The sequence below is a fragment of the Saccharopolyspora sp. SCSIO 74807 genome (assembly GCF_037023755.1).
GTDB lineage: Bacteria > Actinomycetota > Actinomycetes > Mycobacteriales > Pseudonocardiaceae > Saccharopolyspora_C > Saccharopolyspora_C galaxeae.
The window spans coordinates 5,919,707-5,942,176 of sequence record NZ_CP146100.1 but is presented as its reverse complement, the minus strand read 5'-3'; the positions used below and the strand labels follow the sequence as shown (position 1 = coordinate 5,942,176).

Annotated in this window: 3 protein-coding genes; 2 read left to right on the top strand and 1 reads right to left on the bottom strand. The window is 72.2% G+C overall.

Annotation, left to right across the window (positions count from 1 at the left end; genetic code table 11):
• Positions 1-13 precede the first annotated feature (13 nt).
• Positions 14-20,761 (top strand): SDR family NAD(P)-dependent oxidoreductase, encoded by a 20,748-nt coding sequence (locus V1457_RS27235; RefSeq protein WP_338597837.1) that lies wholly within the window; start codon positions 14-16, stop codon positions 20,759-20,761.
• Between the two features lie 40 nt (positions 20,762-20,801).
• On the opposite strand, the gene V1457_RS27230 is transcribed toward V1457_RS27235, so the two are convergent.
• Positions 20,802-21,542 (bottom strand): GntR family transcriptional regulator, encoded by a 741-nt coding sequence (locus tag V1457_RS27230; RefSeq protein WP_338597835.1) that lies wholly within the window; start codon positions 21,540-21,542, stop codon positions 20,802-20,804.
• A gap of 176 nt (positions 21,543-21,718) precedes the next feature.
• On the opposite strand from V1457_RS27230, the gene V1457_RS27225 reads away from it, so the two are divergent.
• On the top strand, positions 21,719-21,991 hold the full coding sequence (locus tag V1457_RS27225) for a hypothetical protein (RefSeq protein WP_338597833.1): 273 nt from the start codon (positions 21,719-21,721) through the stop codon (positions 21,989-21,991).
• Positions 21,992-22,470 lie beyond the last annotated feature (479 nt).

Here is a 22,470-nt window from a genome sequence, read left to right as displayed (position 1 = left end):
GAGGCTGAGAACGATGACCGGCGCGAACAACGAGTACGTGGAAGCGCTCCGCGCCTCGCTGAAGGAGACCGAGCGGCTGCGCGAGCAGAACCAGCGGCTCGGCGAGCAGAACCGGCGGCTGGTGTCCGCCTCGGTCGAGCCGATCGCGGTGGTGGGCATGGGCTGCCGGTTCCCCGGCGGCGTGGTCACCCCCGAGCAGCTGTGGGAACTGGTCGAGCAGGCCCGCGACGCCGTCGGCCCGTTCCCGGCGGACCGCGGGTGGGACCTCGAACGCCTCGCGGAAGGCGGCAGCCTGGCCCTCGAGGGCGGTTTCCTGGACGGAATGGCGGATTTCGACGCCGGATTCTTCGGGATCTCCCCGCGCGAGGCGGTCGCGATGGACCCGCAGCAGCGGCTGCTGCTGGAGACCGCGTGGGAAGCGCTGGAACGCGCGGGCATCGACCCGGTAGCGCTGCGCGGCTCCGAAACCGGCGTGTTCATGGGCACCACCGGCCAGGACTACGGCAAGGTCATCGAGGGCTCCGGCGAGGACGCCGCGGTGTACTCCACTACCGGGCACGCGGCTTGCGTGCTCTCCGGTCGGTTGTCCTACCTGTTCGGACTCGAAGGCCCGGCGATCACAGTGGACACCGGCTGCTCGTCATCACTTGTCGCGCTGCACCAGGCGGTCGGCGCGCTGCGGGCCGGGGAGTGCTCGCTCGCACTGACCGGCGGCGCTTCGGTGATGGCGACCTCCGGCCCGTTCGAGGCGTTCACCTCGCAGAACGGGCTGGCTGCGGACGGCCGCTGCAAGCCGTACTCGGACGCGGCCGACGGCACCGGCTGGGGCGAGGGCGCGGGCGTGCTCGTGCTGGAACGGCTCTCGGACGCGCAGCGCGGCGGGCACCCGGTGCTCGCGGTGGTGCGGGGTTCGGCGATCAACCAGGACGGCGCGTCGAACGGGCTCACCGCGCCGAACGGTCCCTCGCAGCAGCGGGTGATCCGGGCGGCGCTGCGCAACGCGAACCTGGAGGCGTCCGATGTGGACGCCGTCGAGGGGCACGGGACCGGTACCACGCTCGGCGATCCGATCGAGGCGCAGGCGTTGCTGGCGACCTACGGGCAGGATCGCACGGACCCGCTGCTGCTGGGATCGGTGAAGTCCAACATCGGGCACACCCAGGCGGCGGCCGGGATCGCGGGCGTCATCAAAATGGTGCTGGCGATGCGGCACGGCGTGCTGCCGAAGAGCCTGCACGCGGAAGCTCCTTCTTCCAATGTGGACTGGAACTCGGGTGCGCTGGATCTGCTCATCGAAGCCACGGCGTGGCCTGCGGTGGAGCGCGCGCGGCGCGCGGGAGTGTCGTCGTTCGGCATCAGCGGCACCAACGCGCACGTGATCCTGGAGCAGGCCCCGGAGGTCGCCGACGAACCACGCGAGCAGTCGGTGACGCCGGGTGTGGTCGCGCTGCCGATTTCCGCGCGCAGCCCGGAAGCGCTGGCGGAGCACGTGCGCCGCGTGCAGGACTTCGCCGAGCAGCACCCCGGAATTCCCGCGATCGACCTCGCCCGCACGCTCGCCGCGGCACGCTCGGAGTTCGAGCACCGGACCGTGCTGCTCGCCGACGATTTCGGCGAACTCGCGACTGGACAAGCGGCCGATGAGTGCCCGACCGGATTTGTCTTCTCCGGTCAGGGATCGCAGCGGCTCGGCATGGGCCGCGAACTCGCCGCCCGCTTCCCGGTCTTCGCCGAGGCGTTGGACTCGGTGTGCGCGGAACTCGACCCGCAACTGCCTCGTCCGCTGCGGGAAGTGATGTGGGGTGGCGACCCCGACCTGCTGGAGCGCACCGAGTTCACCCAGCCCGCATTGTTCGCGGTCGAGGTGGCGCTGTTCCGGCTCGTGGAATCTTGGGGAGTGCGGCCGGATTACCTGGCCGGGCACTCCATCGGCGAGATCGCCGCCGCGCACGTCTCGGGCGTGCTGTCGCTGCCCGACGCGGCGAAGCTGGTCGTGGCGCGCGGCCGCTTGATGCAGGAGTTGCCCGCGGGCGGTGCGATGCTCGCCGTGCAGTCCACCGAGGACGAGGCAGCAGAGTTGATCGCGGGCCGCTCGGACATCGGGATCGCCGCGATCAACGGGCCGCGGTCGATAGTGCTTTCCGGCGCCGCCGACTCGCTCGATGAGATCGCGGCAGGCACCGAGCGCAAAACGCGCCGCCTCGCCGTCAGCCACGCCTTCCACTCGCCGCTGATGCATCCGATGCTGGCGGATTTCCGTTCCGTCCTGGTCGGATTGTCCTTCAACGAACTGCAAATCCCGATCGTGTCCACCGTGTCCGGACGGGAAGCCGACCTCGCCGAGCCGGAATACTGGCTGCGCCACGCCTCCGAGCCCGTCCGCTTCGCCGACGCGATCGGCACGCTGCACCGGCACGGTGTGCGCGCGCTGCTGGAACTCGGACCGGACGGGGTGTGCACCGCGATGGCCGCGGACAACACCGACATCCCAGCCGCTGCGCTGCTGCGCAAGGACCGCGACGAGGAACGCGCAGCGATCGAGGCGCTGGCCCGGCTGCACGTGGCCGGGGTGGCGATCCGCTGGGAAGCGACGCTGGAAGGCAGCGGCGCGCGGATCGCCGACCTGCCGACCTACCCCTTCCAGCGCCGGCGGTATTGGCCGCGGAGTTCCCGCGCCGCGTTCGCCGCGGACTCCGAGCACCCGCTGCTCGGGCAACGGGCCGAGCTGGCAGGCGGCGAGCACGTGTTCTCCGCCGAGCTGTCGGCGCGCACCCAGCCCTGGCTGGCCGAGCACGTCGTCGGCGGCCGGATCCTGTTCCCCGGCACCGGTTTCGCCGAGATCGCGCTGCGCGCCGCGGACGAGACCGGCTGCGGGCACGTGGCGGAGCTGGCGCTGGCCGCGCCGCTCGTGCTGCCCGCCGAGGGCGGGGTCCGGTTGCAGGTCCGAGTTGCGGCCGAGGACGACGGCGGGCGCCGGGCGCTGGAGGTGTTCTCCCGCGCGGACGAGCTGGGCGAGTGGACCCGGCACGCGAGCGGCTTGCTCGGTGCGGGCGAACCGGCCGGGGTCGCCCTGCCCGAGTGGCCGCCCGCGGCCGCGGAAGTCGACCTCGACGGCTGCTACGAACGGCTGCGCGACATGGGCTTCGACTACGGCCCCGCGTTCCGCGGACTGCGACGCGCTTGGCGCGGCGACGGCGAAGTCTTCGCCGAGGTCGCGCTGCCCGAGGACGTCGACGCGACCGCGTTCGGTCTGCACCCGGCGCTGCTGGACGCCGCGCAGCACGCCGCCGCGTTCGCCGACCTCGGCCCGATCAGCCGCGGCGGGTTGCCGTTCGCCTGGGAAGGGGTCGCGCTGCACGCGCCCGGGGCCGCGACCGTGCGCGCGCGGATCTCGCGGGTCGACGACGACGCGGTGTCGGTGGTCGTGGCGGACGCGCTGGGGCAGCCGGTCGCGAGCTTCGATTCCCTGCTGGCGCGGGAAGTTCCCAGCTCGGAACTCTCCAGCGCGGCGTTGCTGCGCGACGCGTTGTTCCGTCCGGAGTGGACACCGGTGCAGACCGGTACCGCCCCGGAAGCGGTGGCGGTGGCGGAACCGATCTCGGCGGGTTCGGCGGACCCGCCCGGTCTCGCCGAGTCGCTGCGCGCAACCGGGGCCGACGTGCACCACCTGACAGCGCAGCAGATCGCGTCGCAGGCCATAGCAGGACAGAGAGACGTTGTCGCGCGGGACGCCGTGCAGAAGATCTTCGACGGCCTCGACCGGCTCGCCGAGCTCCCGCCCGCGGTGATCGTGCCGCTGAGCGGTGGTCCCGGCGCCGACGCCGCGCACGAACTCACCGCGACCGCTCTGAACCTGGTGCAGCGCTGGCTCGCCGAAGAACCGCCCGCTCGCCTGGTCTTCGCCACCCCGCCCGCGGCCACCGACCCGGGCGCCGCCGCGGTGCACGGCCTCGTCCGCGTCGCCGAGACCGAGAACCCCGGCCGGTTCGGGCTGCTCCAGCTCGACGACCCGAGCCCGCGCGCGATCGCGGCAGCGCTCACCACCGGCGAGCACGACCTGCTCGCGCGCGGCGAGGACGTGCTGGCCGCCCGACTGGCCCGCGGTTACGCCGCCGAGCCCGTCGAGTGGAGCTCCGAAGGCACGGTGCTGATCACCGGTGGCACCGGCGGCCTCGGCGGCGCGCTGGCCCGCCACCTGGTCGTCGAGCGCGGCGTCCGGCACCTGCTGCTGGTCAGCCGCAGCGGACCGGCCGCCGACGGCGCCGACGAGCTGGTGGACGAACTGGCCGAGTCCGGTGCTGAGGCGACTGTGCGCGCCTGCGACGTCACCGACCGCGCCGCGCTCGCCGAGCTGATCGCGCAGATCCCCGCCGAGCGTCCGCTGCGCGCGGTCGTGCACACCGCCGGGATCGTCGACGACGGCGTGCTGACCGCGCTGGACGGCGCGCGGCTGGACGCGGTGCTGCGCCCGAAAGCCGACGCCGCCTGGCACCTGCACGAACTCACCCGCGAGCACCGGCTCGACGCCTTCCTGCTGTTCTCATCGGCGGCCGCGTCCTTCGGCAGCGCCGGGCAGGGCAACTACGCCGCGGGCAACGCCTACCTGGACGCGCTCGCCGAGCACCGCCGCGCGGCCGGGCTGCCCGCGACTTCGCTGGCCTGGGGGCCGTGGAGCAGCGCAGTCGGCATGACCTCCGCGCTGAGCGAGGTCGATGCGCAACGAGTCGCCCGCGCCGGGATGCCGTCGCTGGAACCGGATCAGGCGCTCGCGCTGTTCGACGCCGCGATCGGCGGCGAGCCGGTGCAGCTGCCGATGCGCCTGGATCTCGCGTCGCTGCGTTCGGCCGGTGCGGTCGCGCCGCTGCTGCGCGGGCTGGTCCGTGCACCGGTTCGCCGGGCCGCCGCCCGGTCGGCGGCCGCGGACGATCTCACCGCCCGGCTGTCGGGGCTCGCCCCGGAGGAACGGCGCGAGTCCATTTTGGAACTGGTGCGCGGCCGGATCGCCGTGGTGCTCGGGCATTCCGGTGCCTCCGCGGTCCCGGCGGCGCGGCAGTTCCAGGACCTCGGGTTCGATTCGCTGACCGCGGTGGAGTTGCGCAACGGGCTCAACGCGGACACCGGCCTGCGGCTGGCCGCGACGCTCGTCTTCGACCACCCGACACCGACAGCGCTGGCCGAGCACCTGCACGGCGAACTGTTCGGACGGGAGTCGCACAGCGGGCGGGAAAACGCACGCGTGCCCACTTCGGACGATCCGGTAGTGGTGGTCGGCATGGCTTGCCGCTACCCGGGTGGGGTGAACTCGCCGGAAGACTTGTGGCGGCTGGTCGCCGAAGGCGGCGACGGCATCACCGAATTCCCCGCAAACCGCGGCTGGGAACTCGACCGCCTCTACGATCCCGACCCGGATGCGCCCGGAACCACCTACGTGCGCGAAGGCGGATTCCTGCACGACGCGGGCGAATTCGACCCGGCCCTGTTCGGCATGAGCCCCCGGGAAGCGCTGGCGACCGACTCGCAGCAGCGGTTGCTGCTGGAGACCTCGTGGGAAGCGCTGGAGCGCGCCGGGTTCGACCCGCTCGCGCTGCAGGGCAGCGCCACCGGAGTGTTCGCCGGGGTGATGTACAACGACTACGGCACGCTGCTGCCGGGCGCGGAATTCGAGGACTACCGCGGCAACGGCAGCGCGCCGAGCGTCGCATCCGGCCGCGTCGCATACACCTTCGGCCTCGAAGGCCCTGCGGTCACGGTCGACACCGCGTGCTCCTCGTCGCTGGTGGCGATGCATTGGGCGGCGCAAGCGCTGCGGTCCGGCGAGTGCTCGATGGCGCTGGCCGGCGGCGTGACGGTGATGTCCACGCCGAGCACCTTCGTCGACTTCTCCCGGCAGCGCGGCCTCGCCGCCGACGGGCGCTGCAAGGCGTTCTCGGATGCCGCGGACGGCGTCGGCTGGTCCGAGGGCGTCGGGATGCTGGTGCTGGAGCGGATGTCCGATGCGCAGCGCAACGGGCACGAGATCCTGGGCGTGCTGAAGGGCGGCGCGGTCAACCAGGACGGTGCCTCCAACGGGCTCACCGCTCCGAACGGTCCTTCGCAGCAGCGGGTGATCCGGCAGGCCCTCGCGAACTCCGGACTGTCCACTCAGGACGTCGATGTGGTGGAGGCGCACGGCACCGGAACCACGCTGGGCGATCCGATCGAGGCGCAGGCGATCCTCGCCACCTACGGGCAGGACCGGGAACAGCCGCTGCTGCTGGGGACGGTGAAGTCCAACATCGGGCACACCCAGGCCGCCGCCGGTGTCGCAGGCGTGATCAAAATGATCCTCGCGATGCGGCACGGGGAGGTGCCGCGCAGCCTGCACGCCGAAACCCCGTCCTCGCACGTCGATTGGACGGCCGGAGCCGTCGAGCCGCTGCCCGAGACGACCGCCTGGCCGTCACCGGGGCGCCCGCGTCGCGCCGGGGTGTCCTCGTTCGGCATCAGCGGCACCAACGCGCACGTGATCTTGGAGCACCCGCCCGTTTCCGAGCCGCCGCCGGAGTCCGAAGTGGATGGTGTGCTGCCCTGGGCGCTCTCCGGCCACACGCCGCAGGCGTTGCGGGCGCAGGCTGCGCGGCTGCTCTGGCACGTGCAGGCGAAGCCGGAACTCGCCCGCGGCGACGTCGGGTTTTCGCTGGCCACCACCCGCTCTGCGTTCGAGCACCGCGCGGTCGTCGCCGCCGGGGACCGGGACGAGGCGCTGCGCGGGCTGGCCGCGCTGACCACCGGCGAATCCGATCCGCTGGCGATCGAGGGCGAAGCGGTCGACGGGCGGCTCGGTGTGCTGTTCACCGGGCAGGGATCGCAACGTCTCGGCATGGGAAGTGAGCTGCACTCCCGCTTCGCGGTGTTCGCCGAAGCCTTCGACGCCGCGCTGGACGCCATGGACCCGCACGTTTCCGCGCCACTGCGGGAGATCATCTGGGGCGAGGACGCCGAACGGTTGGAGCGCACCGAGTTCGCCCAGCCCGCGCTGTTCGCGGTCGAGGTGGCGTTGTTCCGGCTCGTGGAATCTTGGGGTGTGCGGCCGGACTACTTGGCCGGGCACTCCGTCGGTGAGATCGCAGCCGCGCACGTCGCGGGCGTCTTGTCCCTTGCGGACGCCGCGAAGCTGGTCGGCGCGCGCGGGCGGCTGATGCAGGCGCTGCCCGAGGGCGGCGCGATGGTCGCCGTGCAGGCCACCGAAGAAGAGGTCGCTGGGCTGCTGCCCGGCAGCCAGGGTTCGCTGGCCGCCGTGAACGCCCCGGGCTCGGTCGTCATCTCGGGTGCCGAAGCCGAGGTCGAGGCGGTGCTGGCGCAGTTCGCCGACCGCCGGACCGCGCGGCTGCGCGTCTCGCACGCCTTCCACTCGCCGCTGATGGAACCGATGACGGCCGAGTTCGCCGCGGTGCTGGAAGACGTCGAATTCGCAACCCCGCGAATCCCGGTCGTGTCCACGGTGACCGGCACGATCAACGACGAGATCGCCACCGCGGAATACTGGGTCCGGCACGTGCGCGAGACCGTGCGGTTCGCCGACGGCGTGCAGGCGATGCACGACCTCGGCGTGCGCACGTTCCTCGAAATCGGCCCGGACACGGTGCTCGCCCCGCTCGCCGAACTGCCGGACTCGGCCGCTTTCGGGTTGCTGCGCAAGGACGAGTCGCAAGAGCGGACCGCGGTCGAGGCGCTGGCCCGGCTGCACGTGCGCGGCATTCCGCTGGACTGGTCTGCGGTGTTCGGCACCGCACGACGCGTCGCGCTGCCCACCTACGCCTTCCAGCACGAGCTGTTCTGGCCCAGCCCGGCCACCGGCACCGGTGACGCCGTTGCGCTCGGCGTGCGCGCGGCCGGGCATCCGCTGCTGGGCGGCGCGGTCGAACTGGCGGAGTCGGGCGAGGTGCTGCTCACCGGCCGGTTGTCGCGCAACTCCGTGCCGTGGCTGGCCGAGCACGCGGTGCGCGGCTCCGTGCTGCTGCCCGGCACCGCGTTCGTCGAGCTGCTGATCCGAGCCGGTGACGAGGTCGGCTGCGACCGGATCGCGGACCTGGCGCTGGCCGCGCCGCTCGAACTGCCCGCGGCCGCGCCGGTGCAACTGCAGGTCCGGCTGGGCGCGCCGGAGAACGGCCGCCGCAGCGCGGACGTGCACGCGCGTCCGGAAGGTGACCCCGACGAGCCGTGGATCCGGCACGCCACCGGGACTCTCACCACCGGTTCCGGCGCGCTGCGCATCGAGGCGGTCTCCGGCGCTGTCTCGTCCGGGGAGGCCTCCGGCGCTGTGCCATCCGGGGCGGTCTCCGACGCCGTGTCATCCGGGGCGGTCTCCGACGCCGTGCCACCCGGGGCCGCTTCCGGCGGCGTGTCGTCCGGGGCCGGAGGCGGCGGATTCGCGGAATGGCCCCCATCCGGCGCGCGGCCGATCGACCTGGAGGGCTGCTACCCGGCGTTCGCCGAGTCCGGCTTCGAGTACGGCCCGTCGTTCCAGGGCCTCACCGCCGCGTGGCGGCGCGGCGATGAGCTGTTCGCCGAGGTCGAGCTACCCGAACAGGCCAGCGCGGACGCCGCGAGCTACGGCCTGCACCCGGCGCTGTTCGACGCCGCGCTGCACGTGACTTCGCAGCTGGGCCGGGAGCCGGGAGTGCCGTTCTCCTGGGACGGTGTGTCGCTGCACGCCACGGGCGCGAGCGCGCTGCGGGTGCGGATCACCCCGGACGGCTCCGACGCGGTAGCACTGTCGCTCGCGGACCCCTCCGGTGCACCGGTGGCCACAGTGGACTCCCTCACGCTGCGCGAACCCACCAGTGCCGGCACGAAGCAGGACCCGCTGTACCGGCTGGAGTGGAACCCGATCCCCGACGAGGCACCACGTCCGTTTGAAGCCACTGTGGATGGTGACGGTTTCGGCCTCCGGCACGCGCTGCACGCCGCGGGCATCCACGACGGCCCCGACGTGGTACTCGTTCCTGTTGCGCTGCAAGGGAAATCCGTTCCGGACGGCGTGCGATCGCTCACCGCCGCGGTGTTGCGCAAGATTCAGGCCAAGCCGGACGGGCAGCGGCTCGTCTTCGTCACCCGGCGAGCCACCGACCCGGAATCCGCCGACTGGGCCGCCTCCGCCGTGTGGGGCTTGGTGCGCACTGCCGAGCGGGAGAACCCCGGTGCGTTCGGGCTGCTCGACCTGGCCGGTGACGCGCCCGATCCGGAACTGCTGGCCCGTGCGCTGAGCAGCGGCGAACCACAGCTGCGGATGCGCGACGGCGAACTCTCGGCCGCCCGGTTGACCCGCGTGCCGGAGACCGTCGAGCCCGCCCGCTGGCACCCCGCCGAGCTGGTGCTCATCACCGGCGGAACCGGCGGCCTCGGCGCGGAGGTCGCGCGGCACCTGGTCAACGAGCGCGGCGTGCGGCGGCTGCTGCTGGTCAGCCGCAGTGGCGGGGAAGCGCCCGGCGTGGTGCCGCTGGTCGCCGAACTCACCGCGATGGACGCCGATGTGCAGGTCGCGGCCTGCGACGTCGCGCAGCGCGCCGAGGTCGCCGACCTGCTCGCCCGGTACGACGTCGGTGCCGTGGTGCACGCGGCGGGGGTGCTCGACGACGGCGTGCTCGAAACGCTCACCGAGGACCGGTTGTCCGCGGTGCTGCGGCCGAAGGTCGACGCGGCCTGGCACTTGCACGAACTCGCCGGGGAGCTGTCGGCGTTCGTGCTGTTCTCCTCACTGGCCGGGACGCTCGGCTCGGCCGCTCAGGGCAATTACGCCGCCGCCAACGCCTTCCTGGACGCGCTGGCCGCGCATCGTCGCGCGACCGGCCTGCCTGCGGTTTCGCTGGCTTGGGGCCCGTGGGCGAATTCCGCCGGAATGACCGGGAATCTCAGCGGTTCCGAGCGGGATCGGATGGAGCGGGCCGGGCTGCCGCCGCTCGCGATCGAGCAGGGACTGCGCATGTTCGACCGGGCCACCGGCGCGGCGGACGCGGTCGTCGTGCCCGCCCGACTGGACTTGGGCGCGCTGCGGGAACAGGACGGGCTCCCGGCGGTGTTGCGCGGCTTGGTGCGCGGGCGCACCAGGCGCGCCGGCGCAGGTGGCGCGGTGTCGCGAGCACTGGCCGATCGGCTCGGTGGGCTGTCCGAAGCCGAGCGGGCCGCCACGCTGCTGCAACTGGTACGCGGTCGGATCGCGCAGGTGCTCGGCCACACCGACGGTGCGGAAGTGCCTGCGCGGCGCGCTTTCCAGGAACTCGGATTCGACTCGCTGACCGCGGTGGAGCTGCGCAACGGCCTCAACGCGGACACCGGGCTGCAGCTGCCCGCGACGGTCGTGTTCGACCACCCGAACGCCGAGGAGCTGGCCCGGCATCTCGCCGCGGAGCTGTTCGGCGAGACCGGCGTGGTGCCCGCCGACGCGCTCGCGCCGGTCGCCGACGACCCGGTCGTGATCGTGGGCATGTCCTGCCGCTACCCGGGCGGGGTGAGCTCGCCCGAGGACCTGTGGCGGCTGGTCGCCGAGGGCGGTGACGCGATCACGGAGTTCCCCGCCGACCGCGGCTGGCAGCTCGACGAGCTCTACCACCCGGACCCGGACCACCGCGGCACCTCCTACACCCGCCACGGCGGATTCCTGCGCGACGCGGCGGAATTCGACCCGGGCTTCTTCGGCATGAGCCCGCGGGAAGCGGTCGCCACCGACGCGCAGCAACGCCTGCTGCTGGAGGCCTCCTGGGAGGCGGTCGAGCGCGCCGGGATGGACCCGAGCGCGCTGCGCGGCAGCCGCACCGGCGTGTTCGCCGGGGTGATGTACAACGACTACGGCACGCTGCTCGGCGGCGAGGAGTTCGAGGGCTACCAGGGCAGCGGCAGCGCGGGCAGCGTCGCCTCCGGCCGGGTGTCCTACACGTTCGGCTTCGAGGGACCGGCGGTCACGGTGGACACCGCGTGCTCGTCGTCGCTGGTCGGGATGCACTTGGCCGCGCAGGCGCTGCGGGCGGGGGAGTGCTCGCTCGCGCTCGCCGGCGGCGTCGCGGTGATGTCCACGCCGAGCACGTTCGTCGAATTCTCCCGCCAGCGCGGGCTTTCCCCGGACGGCCGCTGCCGCTCGTTCTCGGCGGATGCGGACGGCGTCGGCTGGTCCGAGGGCGTCGGCATGGTCGTGCTGGAGCGAATGTCCGACGCTCAGCGCAACGGGCATCGCGTGCTGGCGGTGCTGCGCGGCTCGGCGGTGAACCAGGACGGTGCGTCGAACGGGCTCACCGCGCCGAACGGGCCGTCGCAGCAGCGGGTGATCCGGCAGGCGTTGGCGAGCGCTGGTCTGTCCACTAAGGACGTGGATGCGGTCGAAGCGCACGGAACCGGTACCACGCTGGGTGATCCGATCGAGGCGCAGGCGCTGCTGGCGACCTACGGGCAGGACCGGGACACGCCGCTCATGCTGGGCTCGGTGAAGTCCAACATCGGCCACGCGCAGGCCGCGGCCGGGGTGGCGGGCGTGATCAAGATGGTCATGGCCATGCGGCATGGTCAGCTCCCGCGCACGCTGCACTCCGACGAGCCTTCGCCGCACGTCGACTGGGAATCCGGGCAGGTGCGGCTGCTCGCCGAGCACGCCCCTTGGCCGGAGCCGATCCAGCGGCGCCGCGCCGGGGTCTCGTCGTTCGGCATCAGCGGCACCAACGCGCACCTGATCCTGGAACAGCCGGACCCGGAACCGGAGCGTGCGGAACCGCCATTTTCGGTGGTGCCGTGGGTGCTCTCGGCGCGTTCCGAGGAGGCGCTGCGGGACCAGGCCGCGCAGCTGGCCGCGCACCTCAGCGATGAGCACCCGGCGGACATCTCGCGCTCGCTCGGCGTCCGCGCCGATTTCGAGCACCGAGCGGCGGTGCTGACCGATTCCACAGCGGACGGTGCCGACCTGCTGCGTGCGCTGGCCTCCGGCGAAGCCTCGGGTGTTGTGCGCGGGCATGCCGTGGAAGGCGGGCTCGGTTTCGTGTTCGCCGGTCAGGGTGCGCAGCGGCTCGGCATGGGCCGGGAGTTGTACGGGCGGTTCCCGGTGTTTGCGGAGGCTTTCGACGCGGCGGCTGCGGCGGTGGATGCGCATTTGGCGTTGCCGTTGCGGGAGGTCGTGTGGGGTGGAGACGCGGAGTCGTTGAACCGCACGGAGTTCGCTCAGCCCGCGTTGTTCGTGCTGGAAGTCGCCCTGTTCCGGCTCGTCGAGTCGTTCGGCGCCCGCCCGGACTGCTTGGCGGGGCACTCCATCGGCGAGATCGCGGCCGCGCATGTGGCGGGTGTGTTCTCGTTGGAGGATGCGGCGAAGCTGGTGACCGCTCGGGGCCGGTTGATGCAGGCGTTGCCGGAAGGCGGCGCGATGGCCGCGATCCGCGCGACGGAAGCCGAGGTCGCCGAGCAGCTGGCAGGGCGCTCCGACATCGGTGTCGCCGCGGTCAACGGCCCGTGCTCGGTCGTCGTGTCCGGCGCGGAGGATGCGGTCGCCGCGATCGAGTCGCGGTTCGAGCGGACGACGCGGCTGCGCGTCTCGCACGCCTTCCACTCGCCCTTGATGCAGCCGATGCTGGACGAATTCCGGGATGCGATCGCCGGAATCGCCTTCTCTGACGCAGAAATCCCGGTAGTGTCCACTGTGACCGGTTCCGCGGCGGACCTCGCTGACCCCGAGCACTGGGTCGAGCACGTCCGCCGCCCCGTCCGTTTCGCCGATGCCGTCCGCGAGCTGGTGGGCCGGGGCGTGCGCAGCATCGCCGAGATCGGTCCGGACGGCTCACTGGCCGCGCTGGCCGCCGAATCGTCCGGAACCGAAGCTGCGGACGGGTCGGGAGCGCTGGACGACACTGCCGCGATCGCCCTGCTGCGCAAGGACATCGGCGAAGACCGCGCCGTGCTGACCGGCCTGGCCGAGTTGCACTCCCGCGGCGTCGACGTCGACTTCGCGCCGCTGCTGGCCGGGACGCGGCAGGTCGACCTGCCGACCTATCCGTTCCAGCACCGCCGCTTCTGGCCGGAACCGGGCGGCCGGGCCGGGAACGTCCGGGCGGCCGGGCTGTCCGCAGCCGAACACCCCTTGCTCGGCGCCACAGTGGAGCGTGCCGACCAAGGCGGATTCCTGCTCTCCGGCAGGCTTTCCACGCACACCCACCCGTGGCTGGCCGAGCACGTGGTGCGCGGTGCGGTCGTGGTTCCCGGTACCGCGCTGGCCGACATCGCGCTGCGGGCCGGGGACGAGGCCGGGTGCGAGCACGTCGAGGAGCTGACGCTGGCCGCCCCGCTGGTGCTGCCCGACGACGATCCGGTGCACGTGCAGGTGTGGGTGGACGCACCGGACGGCACCGGGCGGCGCGCCGTCGCGATCTACTCCCGACCGGAGAGCGCCGAAGGCGGCCAGTGGCGCCATAACGCGGCCGGGACGCTGGGAACCGCCGGAAACACCGATGTCGTACTCGGCAGTTGGCCGCCGGAAGCGGAGCCGATCGACCTCGACGGAGCCTACGACCGGCTCGCCGCGGCCGGATTCGAGTACGGCACGGCGTTCCGCGGGCTGCGTGCGCTGTGGCGAGCCGACGGCGCGGTCTACGCCGAGGTCGGGCTGCCGGAGGGCACCGCGACCGAAGGCTTCGGCGTGCACCCGGCGCTGCTCGATGCGGGTGTGCAGGCTGCGGCGTGGCTCGGTGACCTCCCGACGGGCGCGCTGCCGTTCTCCTGGCGGGGCATGTCCGTGCACGCCACCGGAGCCGAAGCCCTGCGCGTGAAGATCACGCGCGCGGCCGAGGACGCGGTGTCGATCGCCGCGGCCGACGCCGCTGTGTCGATCGCCGCGGCCGACGCCGCGGGAAATCCGGTCGTGTCCGTCGAATCCCTGCTGCTGCGGGCGGATTCCGGGCAGCAGAGCGCCGATGCGGACTCGCTGTACTGGCTGAACTGGACCGATGCCGAGCCCGCCGAGCCGGTGCCCTCGATCGCGGTCTTGGGCGAGTCCTTCGGTGACTGGCCGGTGCACGCCGACCTCGCCTCGATCAGCGAGGTACCGGAGGTCGTGCTCGTCCCGATCCCCGCGACCGGTCCCGAGCCGGCCCGGGTGCACGAGCTGACCGCCCACGTGCTCGGGCTGCTCCAGCAGTGGCAGCGCGACGACCGCTTCGCCGACGCACGGCTGGTGTTCGTCACGGAACCGCTCCGTCCCGCCGGGCAAGCCGATCCCGCCACCGCGGCGGTGTGGGGTCTGGTGCGGGCCGCGCTCGCCGAACACCCCGGCGCGTTCGGCCTCGTCGGCCTCGACGGCACCGCCGACTCCCTCGCCGCGCTGCCCGAGGCGCTGGGCACGCCCGAGCCGCAGCTCATCCGCGCAGGCTCCCGCAGCGTCGGGCGCTTGGCGCGGATCACCGAGCAGCCGCGGCGGGTCGACTGGGCCTCGTGCGGCCGCGTGCTCATCACCGGCGGCACCGGCGGTCTCGGCGGCGCGCTGGCCCGCCACCTCGTCACCGCGCACGGTGTCCGCGAGCTGCTGCTGGTCAGCCGCAGCGGCGCCGCGGCCGCGGGGGCGCCGGAGCTGCTGGACGAGCTCGCCGGGCTTTCCGGAGACGCCGACGTGCGCGTGGCAGCCTGCGACGTCGCCGACCGCGACGCGCTGCGCGACCTGCTGGCCGACAACCCCGTCGGCGCGGTCGTGCACACCGCCGGAATCCTCGACGACGGCGTGCTCGACTCGCTGGACCCCGAGCGGCTTTCCGCCGTGCTGCGGCCGAAGGTGGACGCCGCCTGGAACCTGCACGAACTCGCCGGCGACCTTGCCGAGTTCGTGCTGTTCTCCTCCCTGGCAGGCACATTCGGCGCCGCGGGCCAGGGCAACTACGCCGCCGCCAACGCCTACCTCGATGCCCTCGCCGAGCATCGGCGCGCCGAGGGCAAGCCCGCGGTGTCGCTGGCCTGGGGTCCGTGGGTGGAGACCGGTGGCATGACGGGCACGCTGTCCGAGGCCGACCGGCTCAGGCTCGCGCGCTCCGGCATCCCACCGCTGTCGCACCAGCAGGGCCTCGCGTTGTTCGACGCGGCGCTGCGCAGCGGGCAGGCCGCGCCGCTGCCGGTGCGGTTCGACTTCTCGGTGCTGCGGGGGCAGCGCGACGTGCCCGACCTGCTGCGCGGGCTGGTTCGCGCACCGGCCCGGCGGCGCGCGGCGAACGTGGGTGCCACGAGCACGCTCGGCGACCGCCTCACCGCGATGGGTGCGGACGAGCGCGCGGTGCATCTGCTGGAGCTGGTGCGCGGTCAGGCCGCCGCGGTCCTCGGCCACACCGATTCGTCCGAAGTGGACTCCGACCTGGCGTTTCAGAACCTCGGATTCGACTCGCTCACCGCAGTCGAGCTGCGCAACCGGATCGCCGAGCAGACCGGTTTGCGGCTGCCCGCCACGCTGGTCTTCGACCACCCGACGGCGACCGCGCTGAGCACCCACCTGCTCGCCGAAATCCTCGGCGAGCGGCCGGAAACCACGCCGCAGCACGTGGCGCGCGAGGACGCCGGGGACGACCCGATCGTCATCGTCGGCATGGCCTGCCGCTACCCGGGCGGAGTGTCTTCGCCCGATGAGTTCTGGCAGCTCATCTCGGAGGGCGCGGACGCGATCTCCGGTTTCCCGTCCGACCGCGGCTGGGATCTCGACGCGCTCTACGACCCGGACCCCGACGCCGTCGGCACGTCGACCACCCGGCACGGCGGATTCCTGCACGACGCGGCGGAATTCGACCCGGCCTTCTTCGGAATGAGCCCGCGGGAGGCGCTGACCACCGACCCGCAGCAGCGGCTGCTGCTGGAGATCACCTGGGAGGCCGTGGAGCGCGCGGGGATCGATCCGGGATCGCTGCGCGGCAGCCCGACCGGGGTCTTCGCGGGCGTGATGTACAACGACTACAGCGAAACGCTCTCCGCCGACGAGCACGGCGGCTACCAAGGGCACGGCAGCGCGGGCAGCATCGCCTCCGGCCGAGTGTCCTATACGTTCGGCTTCGAGGGGCCGGCGGTCACAGTGGACACCGCGTGTTCGTCTTCGCTGGTGGCGATGCATTGGGCGGCGCAAGCGCTGCGGTCCGGCGAGTGCTCGCTGGCCTTGGCGGGGGGTGTTACCGTGATGGCGACACCGGCGGCGTTCGTGGAGTTCTCCCGGCAGCGCGGTCTTTCCCCGGACGGGCGCTGCAAGGCGTTCTCGGATTCCGCGGACGGTGTCGGCTGGTCCGAAGGTGTCGGGATGCTCGCGTTGGAACGGTTGTCGGATGCGCGCCGGAACGGGCACGAGGTGCTGGCGGTGCTGCGCGGCAGTGCGGTCAACCAGGACGGCGCCTCCAACGGGCTCACGGCGCCGAACGGGCCGTCGCAGCAGCGGGTGATCCGACAGGCGTTGTCCAGCGCGGGATTGTCCACTCAGGACGTCGACGTGGTGGAGGCGCACGGCACCGGAACCAAGCTCGGTGACCCGATCGAGGCCCAGGCGCTGCTGGCCACTTACGGGCAGGATCGCTCGCAACCGCTGCTGCTGGGTTCGGTGAAGTCGAACATCGGGCACACCCAGGCCGCCGCCGGTGTCGCCGGAGTCATCAAGATGATCCTGGCGATGCGGCACGGACAGCTCCCGCGCACGTTGCACGCTGCCAGCCCGTCGTCCGAAGTGGACTGGTCTGCCGGAGCGGTCGAGCTGCTGGCCGAGTCCTCCGCATGGCCGGAGGTTGATCGCCCGCGCCGGGCCGGGGTCTCATCGTTCGGCATCAGTGGCACCAACGTGCACACGATCATCGAACAGGCGCCCGCGGTCGAGCGCCCGGATTCCGAGCCCGAACCGCGGCCCGCTGCGCTGGTCCTGTCCGCCCGAACCCCGGAAGCGCTGCGCGCGCAGGCCCTCCGGCTGGCCGAGCACCTGCGCGGACGCGATTCCGCCCTCGGTGACCTCGGCTTCTCGCTGGCGACCACCCGGTCGCTCTTCGAGCACCGCGCAGCCGTGCACGCGCAGGACTCGGAGCAGGCGGCTGAAGCACTGACCGCACTGGCCGGAGGAACACCACATCCGGCCGTGGTCGAAAGCGGCCGCGGGACGGGTGAACTCGCCGCGCTGTTCACCGGTCAGGGCGCGCAGCGGCTCGGGATGGGCCGGGAGTTGTACGGGCGGTTCTCGGTGTTCGCGGAGGCTTTCGACGCAGCGGCCGCGGCGGTGGACGCCCATTCGGCGCTGCCGTTGCGGGAAGTCGTGTGGGGCGAGGACGCGGAGCCGTTGAACCGCACGGAGTTCGCTCAGCCCGCGTTGTTCGTGCTGGAAGTGGCCCTGTTCCGGCTCACGGAGCACTGGGGCGTGCGCCCGGCCTACCTCGCCGGGCACTCCATCGGCGAGATCGCGGCCGCGCACGTGGCGGGCGTGCTGTCGCTCGCGGACGCCGCGAAGCTGGTGACAGCCCGGGGACGGTTGATGCAGGCGTTGCCCGGCGGTGGCGCGATGACCGCGATCCGCGCAACTGAAGCCGAGGTCGCCGAGCAACTGGCAGGATACTCGGACGTCGGCATCGCCGCGATCAACGGGCCGCAATCGACCGTGATCTCCGGACCTGCCGAAGCGGTCGAAGAGATCGCCGCCCATTTCGCCGAGCAGGTGCGCAAGACGACCGCGCTGCGCGTCTCGCATGCCTTCCACTCGCCGCTGATGGACCCGGTGCTGGCCGACTTCCGCGACGTTCTCGCCGAAATCTCTTTCCACGAGCCGGAAATACCGATTGTCTCCACAGTGACCGGTGACCGGATCGCGGAGCTGGACGCCGACTACTGGGTCGAGCACGTCCGGCGCGAGGTGCGGTTCGCCGACGGTGTCCGGCGGCTCGCCGAACTCGGCGCGGACACCTTCCTGGAGATCGGTCCGGATGCGGTGCTCACCTCGCTGGCTCGCGAATCCACCGATGGCGCACTGATCCCGCTGCTGCGCGCCGATGAGCCGGAGGAATCCGTCGCGCTGCACGCGGCCGGGCAACTGCACGCCCGCGGCGTGCGCCCGGACTGGCGGCGGATGCTTCCGGACGCCCGCCCGGTCGAGCTGCCCACCTACCCGTTCCAGCGCCGCCGGTTCTGGCCGGAAGCCCCAGTGCGCTCCGGCGACGTAACTGCCGCGGGTATGCGCGCGGCCGGGCACCCGCTGCTCGGGGCCGCGGTGGAACTCGCCGACTCGGACGGGTTGCTGTTCACGAGCAGGCTCTCGCGGCGCACGCATCCGTGGCTGGCCGAGCACGTGGTCTCGGGCGCGGTGCTGGTGCCGGGCACGGCGCTGCTGGAGTTGGCGCTGCGCGCCGGAGCGGAATCCGGACACCCGCAGGTGGAGGAGTTGACGCTCGCCGCGCCGCTCGTGCTGCCCGAGCGAGGCGGGGTGCAGCTCCAAGTCCATGCCTCGTCCGAGGAATCCGGTGCCCGCACGCTGACCGTCCACTCGCGACACGACGATGCGCAGGAATGGACGCTGCACGCCACCGGCACGCTCGTCGCCGAGACTGCTGCGGCGGACGAAGTCGCGTGGCCGCCGACCGGAACCCCGCTGGACGTCGAAGGATGCTACGAGCGCTTCGCCGACCTCGGCTTCGAGTACGGCCCGCTGTTCCAGGGCTTGCGCGCCGCGTGGCAGGACGGCGACGAGCTGTTCGCGGAGGTCGACCTGCCCGACGAGGTCGATGCCGGCCGCTACGGGTTGCACCCGGCGCTGCTGGACTCCGCGCTGCACGCGGCGATGCTCACCGATGCCGAAGGTGGTGTCCCGTTCACGTGGGAGGGCGTGTCGCTGCACGCCACCGGCGCATCCGCGCTGCGCGTGCGACTGCGCCGGGCCGGTGAGGCGCTGAGCATCGCGCTGGTGGACGGTTCCGGAAACCCGGTCGCCACCATCCGCTCGCTGCGCACCCGCAAGCAGCAACCGTTGCACGGCACCGACTCGCTCTACCGTCCGGAGTGGACAGCGCTGCCGCAGCAGCCGGATCGTGCCGCGGCGCCGATCCTGGCCGGGGCCGACCCGTTCGGACTGGCCGACGTGCTCAAGGCGGGCGGTGTGCAGGTCGACGTGCGCACCGCGCCATCGGACGTGGACGAGGACCGGACCGTGCTGTGCTCGCTGCACGGCGACGATTCACCGGAGTCCGCGCACGAGCTGACGAACCAGGTGCGCGCAGCGCTCCAGAACTGGAGCGGCCCCGGCAGGCTCGTGTTCGCGATGCGGGACGATCTCGCCGCCGCGACCGCGGCCGGTCTGGTGCGCACCGGGGAGTCGGAGAATCCGGGCAACTTCGGCCTTCTGCACCTCGGCGCCGACGTCGAAGCGGATGCGTTGCTGCGGGCGCTGTCCTGCACCGAACCGGAAGCGTCCATCGTGGACGGAAAGGTGCGAGTCCGCCGCCTCGTGCGGGAGACCGCCGCGGAGCCGGTGAGTTGGGACGGCACCGTTCTCATCACCGGCGGCACCGGTGGTCTCGGCCGCCTCCTCGCCCGGCACCTCGCCGAGCGAGGAGTGCCGCGGCTGCTGCTGGCCGGTCGCCGGGGGCCGGAGGCGGAGGGCGCGGCCGAACTCGTCGCCGAACTGCAAGAACTCGGCTCACAAGCGTCCATCGTGGCCTGCGACGCCGCCGATCGAGAGCAGCTGGACCGAGTGCTCGCGGACATCCCGGCCGAGTTCCCGCTGCGAGCCGTGGTGCACAGCGCCGGAGTGCTCGACGACGGTGTGCTCGGCTCGCTCGACGCGGAGCGGACCTCGGCCGTGCTGCGACCGAAGGTCGACGCCGCGTGGAACCTGCACGAGGCGACGAAGGCCCTGGAACTGGACGGGTTCGTGCTGTTCTCCTCGGCCGCCGGGCTGTTCGGCACGGCCGGGCAGGGCAACTACGCGGCCGCGAACTCCTACCTCGACGCCCTCGCGCGGCACCGGCGTGCAGCCGGATCGCCCGCCGTTTCGCTGGCGTGGGGCGCATGGGACCAGGGGATGCTCGGTGGGGAGGAGTCCGAACGCATGAGTCGCGCCGGAACTCCGCCGCTGTCCGCAGTGGACGGTCTCGCGCTGTTCGACGCCGCGGTCGGATCAGCCGAGCCGGTGCTCGCCCCGGTGCGGTTGGACTCGGCCGCGCTGCGGGCCCGGGACGAGGTCCCATGGCTGCTGCGCGGACTGGTCCGCACCCCGGCCCGGCGCACCGCGGCGGGCGGAGACGATTTGGCGCAACGGCTCACCGGGATGGACGCGGCCCAGCGACGCGAGGCCCTGCTGGAACTGGTGCGCAAGGACGTCGCCGCGGTCCTCGGACACTCCGCGGGCGAGCCCGGGGCTGACGAGCAATGGGCGGTCCGGCCCGACGATGAGTTCAAATCGCTCGGCTTCGACTCCCTCACCGCGGTCGAGTTCCGCAACCGCCTCGGCACAGCCACCGGTCTCCGGTTGCCCGCGACGCTGCTGTTCGACCACCCGACCCCCGCCGAGCTGGTCGAGCACCTGCTCGCCGAACTCGCACCGGAGCAGGACTCGGCGACCGCACTGCTGTCCGAATTGGACCGATTGCAGCGGGTCTTCGAGGGTGTGCGGGTGGACGAGCAGCTGCACGAGCAGGTCACCGGCCGGCTCGAAGTCCTCCGGTCGAAGTGGCTGTCGCTGCGCGGCGACGACCCGGCTCCGGAACAGGACTTCGACTTCGACGAAGCCACCGACGACGCCATGTTCGACATGCTCGACAACGAACTCGGGCTGTCCTGACCGGCGGGACGACCGTGCCGTCCCGCCTGGCGGTCCTCGGTCAGTCCGCGTCCCAGCCGTAGCGGAGTTCGTACCCGCTGCCCGGCATCTTCATGTCGTTCACCTCGACCACGCGATCGCCGCTCCACGCGATTCGGCGAACGTGCAGTAGCGGCCCGCGCGCCATGTCGAGGGACTGCCGCTCGAGATCGCCGGCCATCGCGGCCGACACGATCTCTTCATAGCGGGTGGCGCCGTAGCCGAGGTCTTCGAGACGGGCAAGCGCACCGCCGGGCCCGGTATCGACCTTCTCCAGCGGCGTTCCTTCGGTGATCCTCCGCGGAAGCCGCGACGTCGCCAACATGACCGGTTGCCCATCGGCACGCATCACGCGGTCGCGCACGCAGACCTCGTCGGCCGGTTCGATGCCGAAGATCTCGGCGAAGTCGGCGGCCGGCTCGAACCAGACCCGCACCGATGACGACGGGGTGAAGCCTTGCGCGGCTGCGTCACCGAGGAAGGCGCTCTCGTTGCGCTCCCGCCGGGACTTGCTCAACCGCTCGCGCGAGTCCAGGCGCCGGACCACGCGCGGCGGACTGACGAACACGCCGATGCCGTGGCGCATCTGAACCTTGCCCTCGTCGCGCAACGCCGCAAGCGCTTGGCGAATCGTGCTGCGACTGGCCTCGAACCGCGCTATGAGCTCAGGTTCGCTCGGCAGCCGATCGCCCGCCGTCAGCTGAGAGTCGATCTCTGCGCGCAGAACGTCCGCGATCTCCTTGTGCCTCGCTGCTGCGCTCATCGGTACCTCTCACACGTGGGATTTGTCGTGCGTCCCCAATCGTCTCACTCGTTTGGTACTTGCCCATCCCGGGCGGTCAACGTAACGTCTTACTCGTCACAGACGAGTAAGACGAGCAATCGGTGCGCGGCTGTTGCGCAGTAGCGCTCACGCGACATCGATGGAGGGGGTGAGCGGTGCTGATTAACGAAGTGGTGCGGGTCCGGTATCGGCTTGGCTTGGTCGGCGAAGCGCGGCGGACGGTGCACGTCGCGACGGCGACACCGGGTGAGCTGTATCGGACGTTGTGCGAGCTGGTAATGCGCGCCGACGACGTAGAGGTGTTCGACCGGCCAGCGGGGGCGCCGTGCATGTTCTGCACCAGGGCGCTTGCACTGGGATCTGAGTCATCGGCCGGTCAGTGCGATGAGGTCGTGTTCGGCAGCACAGGCTGGGAAATCGCGCGATGAACAAGGATTTGCTGAATCTCGCGGTGATCGGACAGCTGGTGCTGTTGGAGATCTTGGTGCGGTCGGCCTCGGGGCTGGGTGATTCGTGGTGAACCACTACGCCTGGATCACCTCGGAGTGGTGTTCGTGGTGGCACGTGGTCGGTTGCTCGGCGCGAGGGAATGTCATCGTCGCTGCCTGCGGTCACCCGTTGGTCGGCCGCATGTCCCGCGTGCTCGTCCAGGCTCTGCCCCAGGACACCCGAGAAATCTGCCAAGCCTGCCTGTTTACGACGTGGAACAGCGACGAATCAGGGCCCGGATCATCGCGGATCGTCCCGCAACGGCCGTCGGACTGGAAGTCCGGCACGGCCGCCTGACCCGGTCTGCCGCCGGTTTCCCGAGCCCGGTGGCAGACCGCGCCCCGCCGGTGGCTCGCGTTCCCCCGGCCGCGAGTCCCGGCGGGGCATCCAATCGAAGAAGATCTCGAGAGCAAGGCCA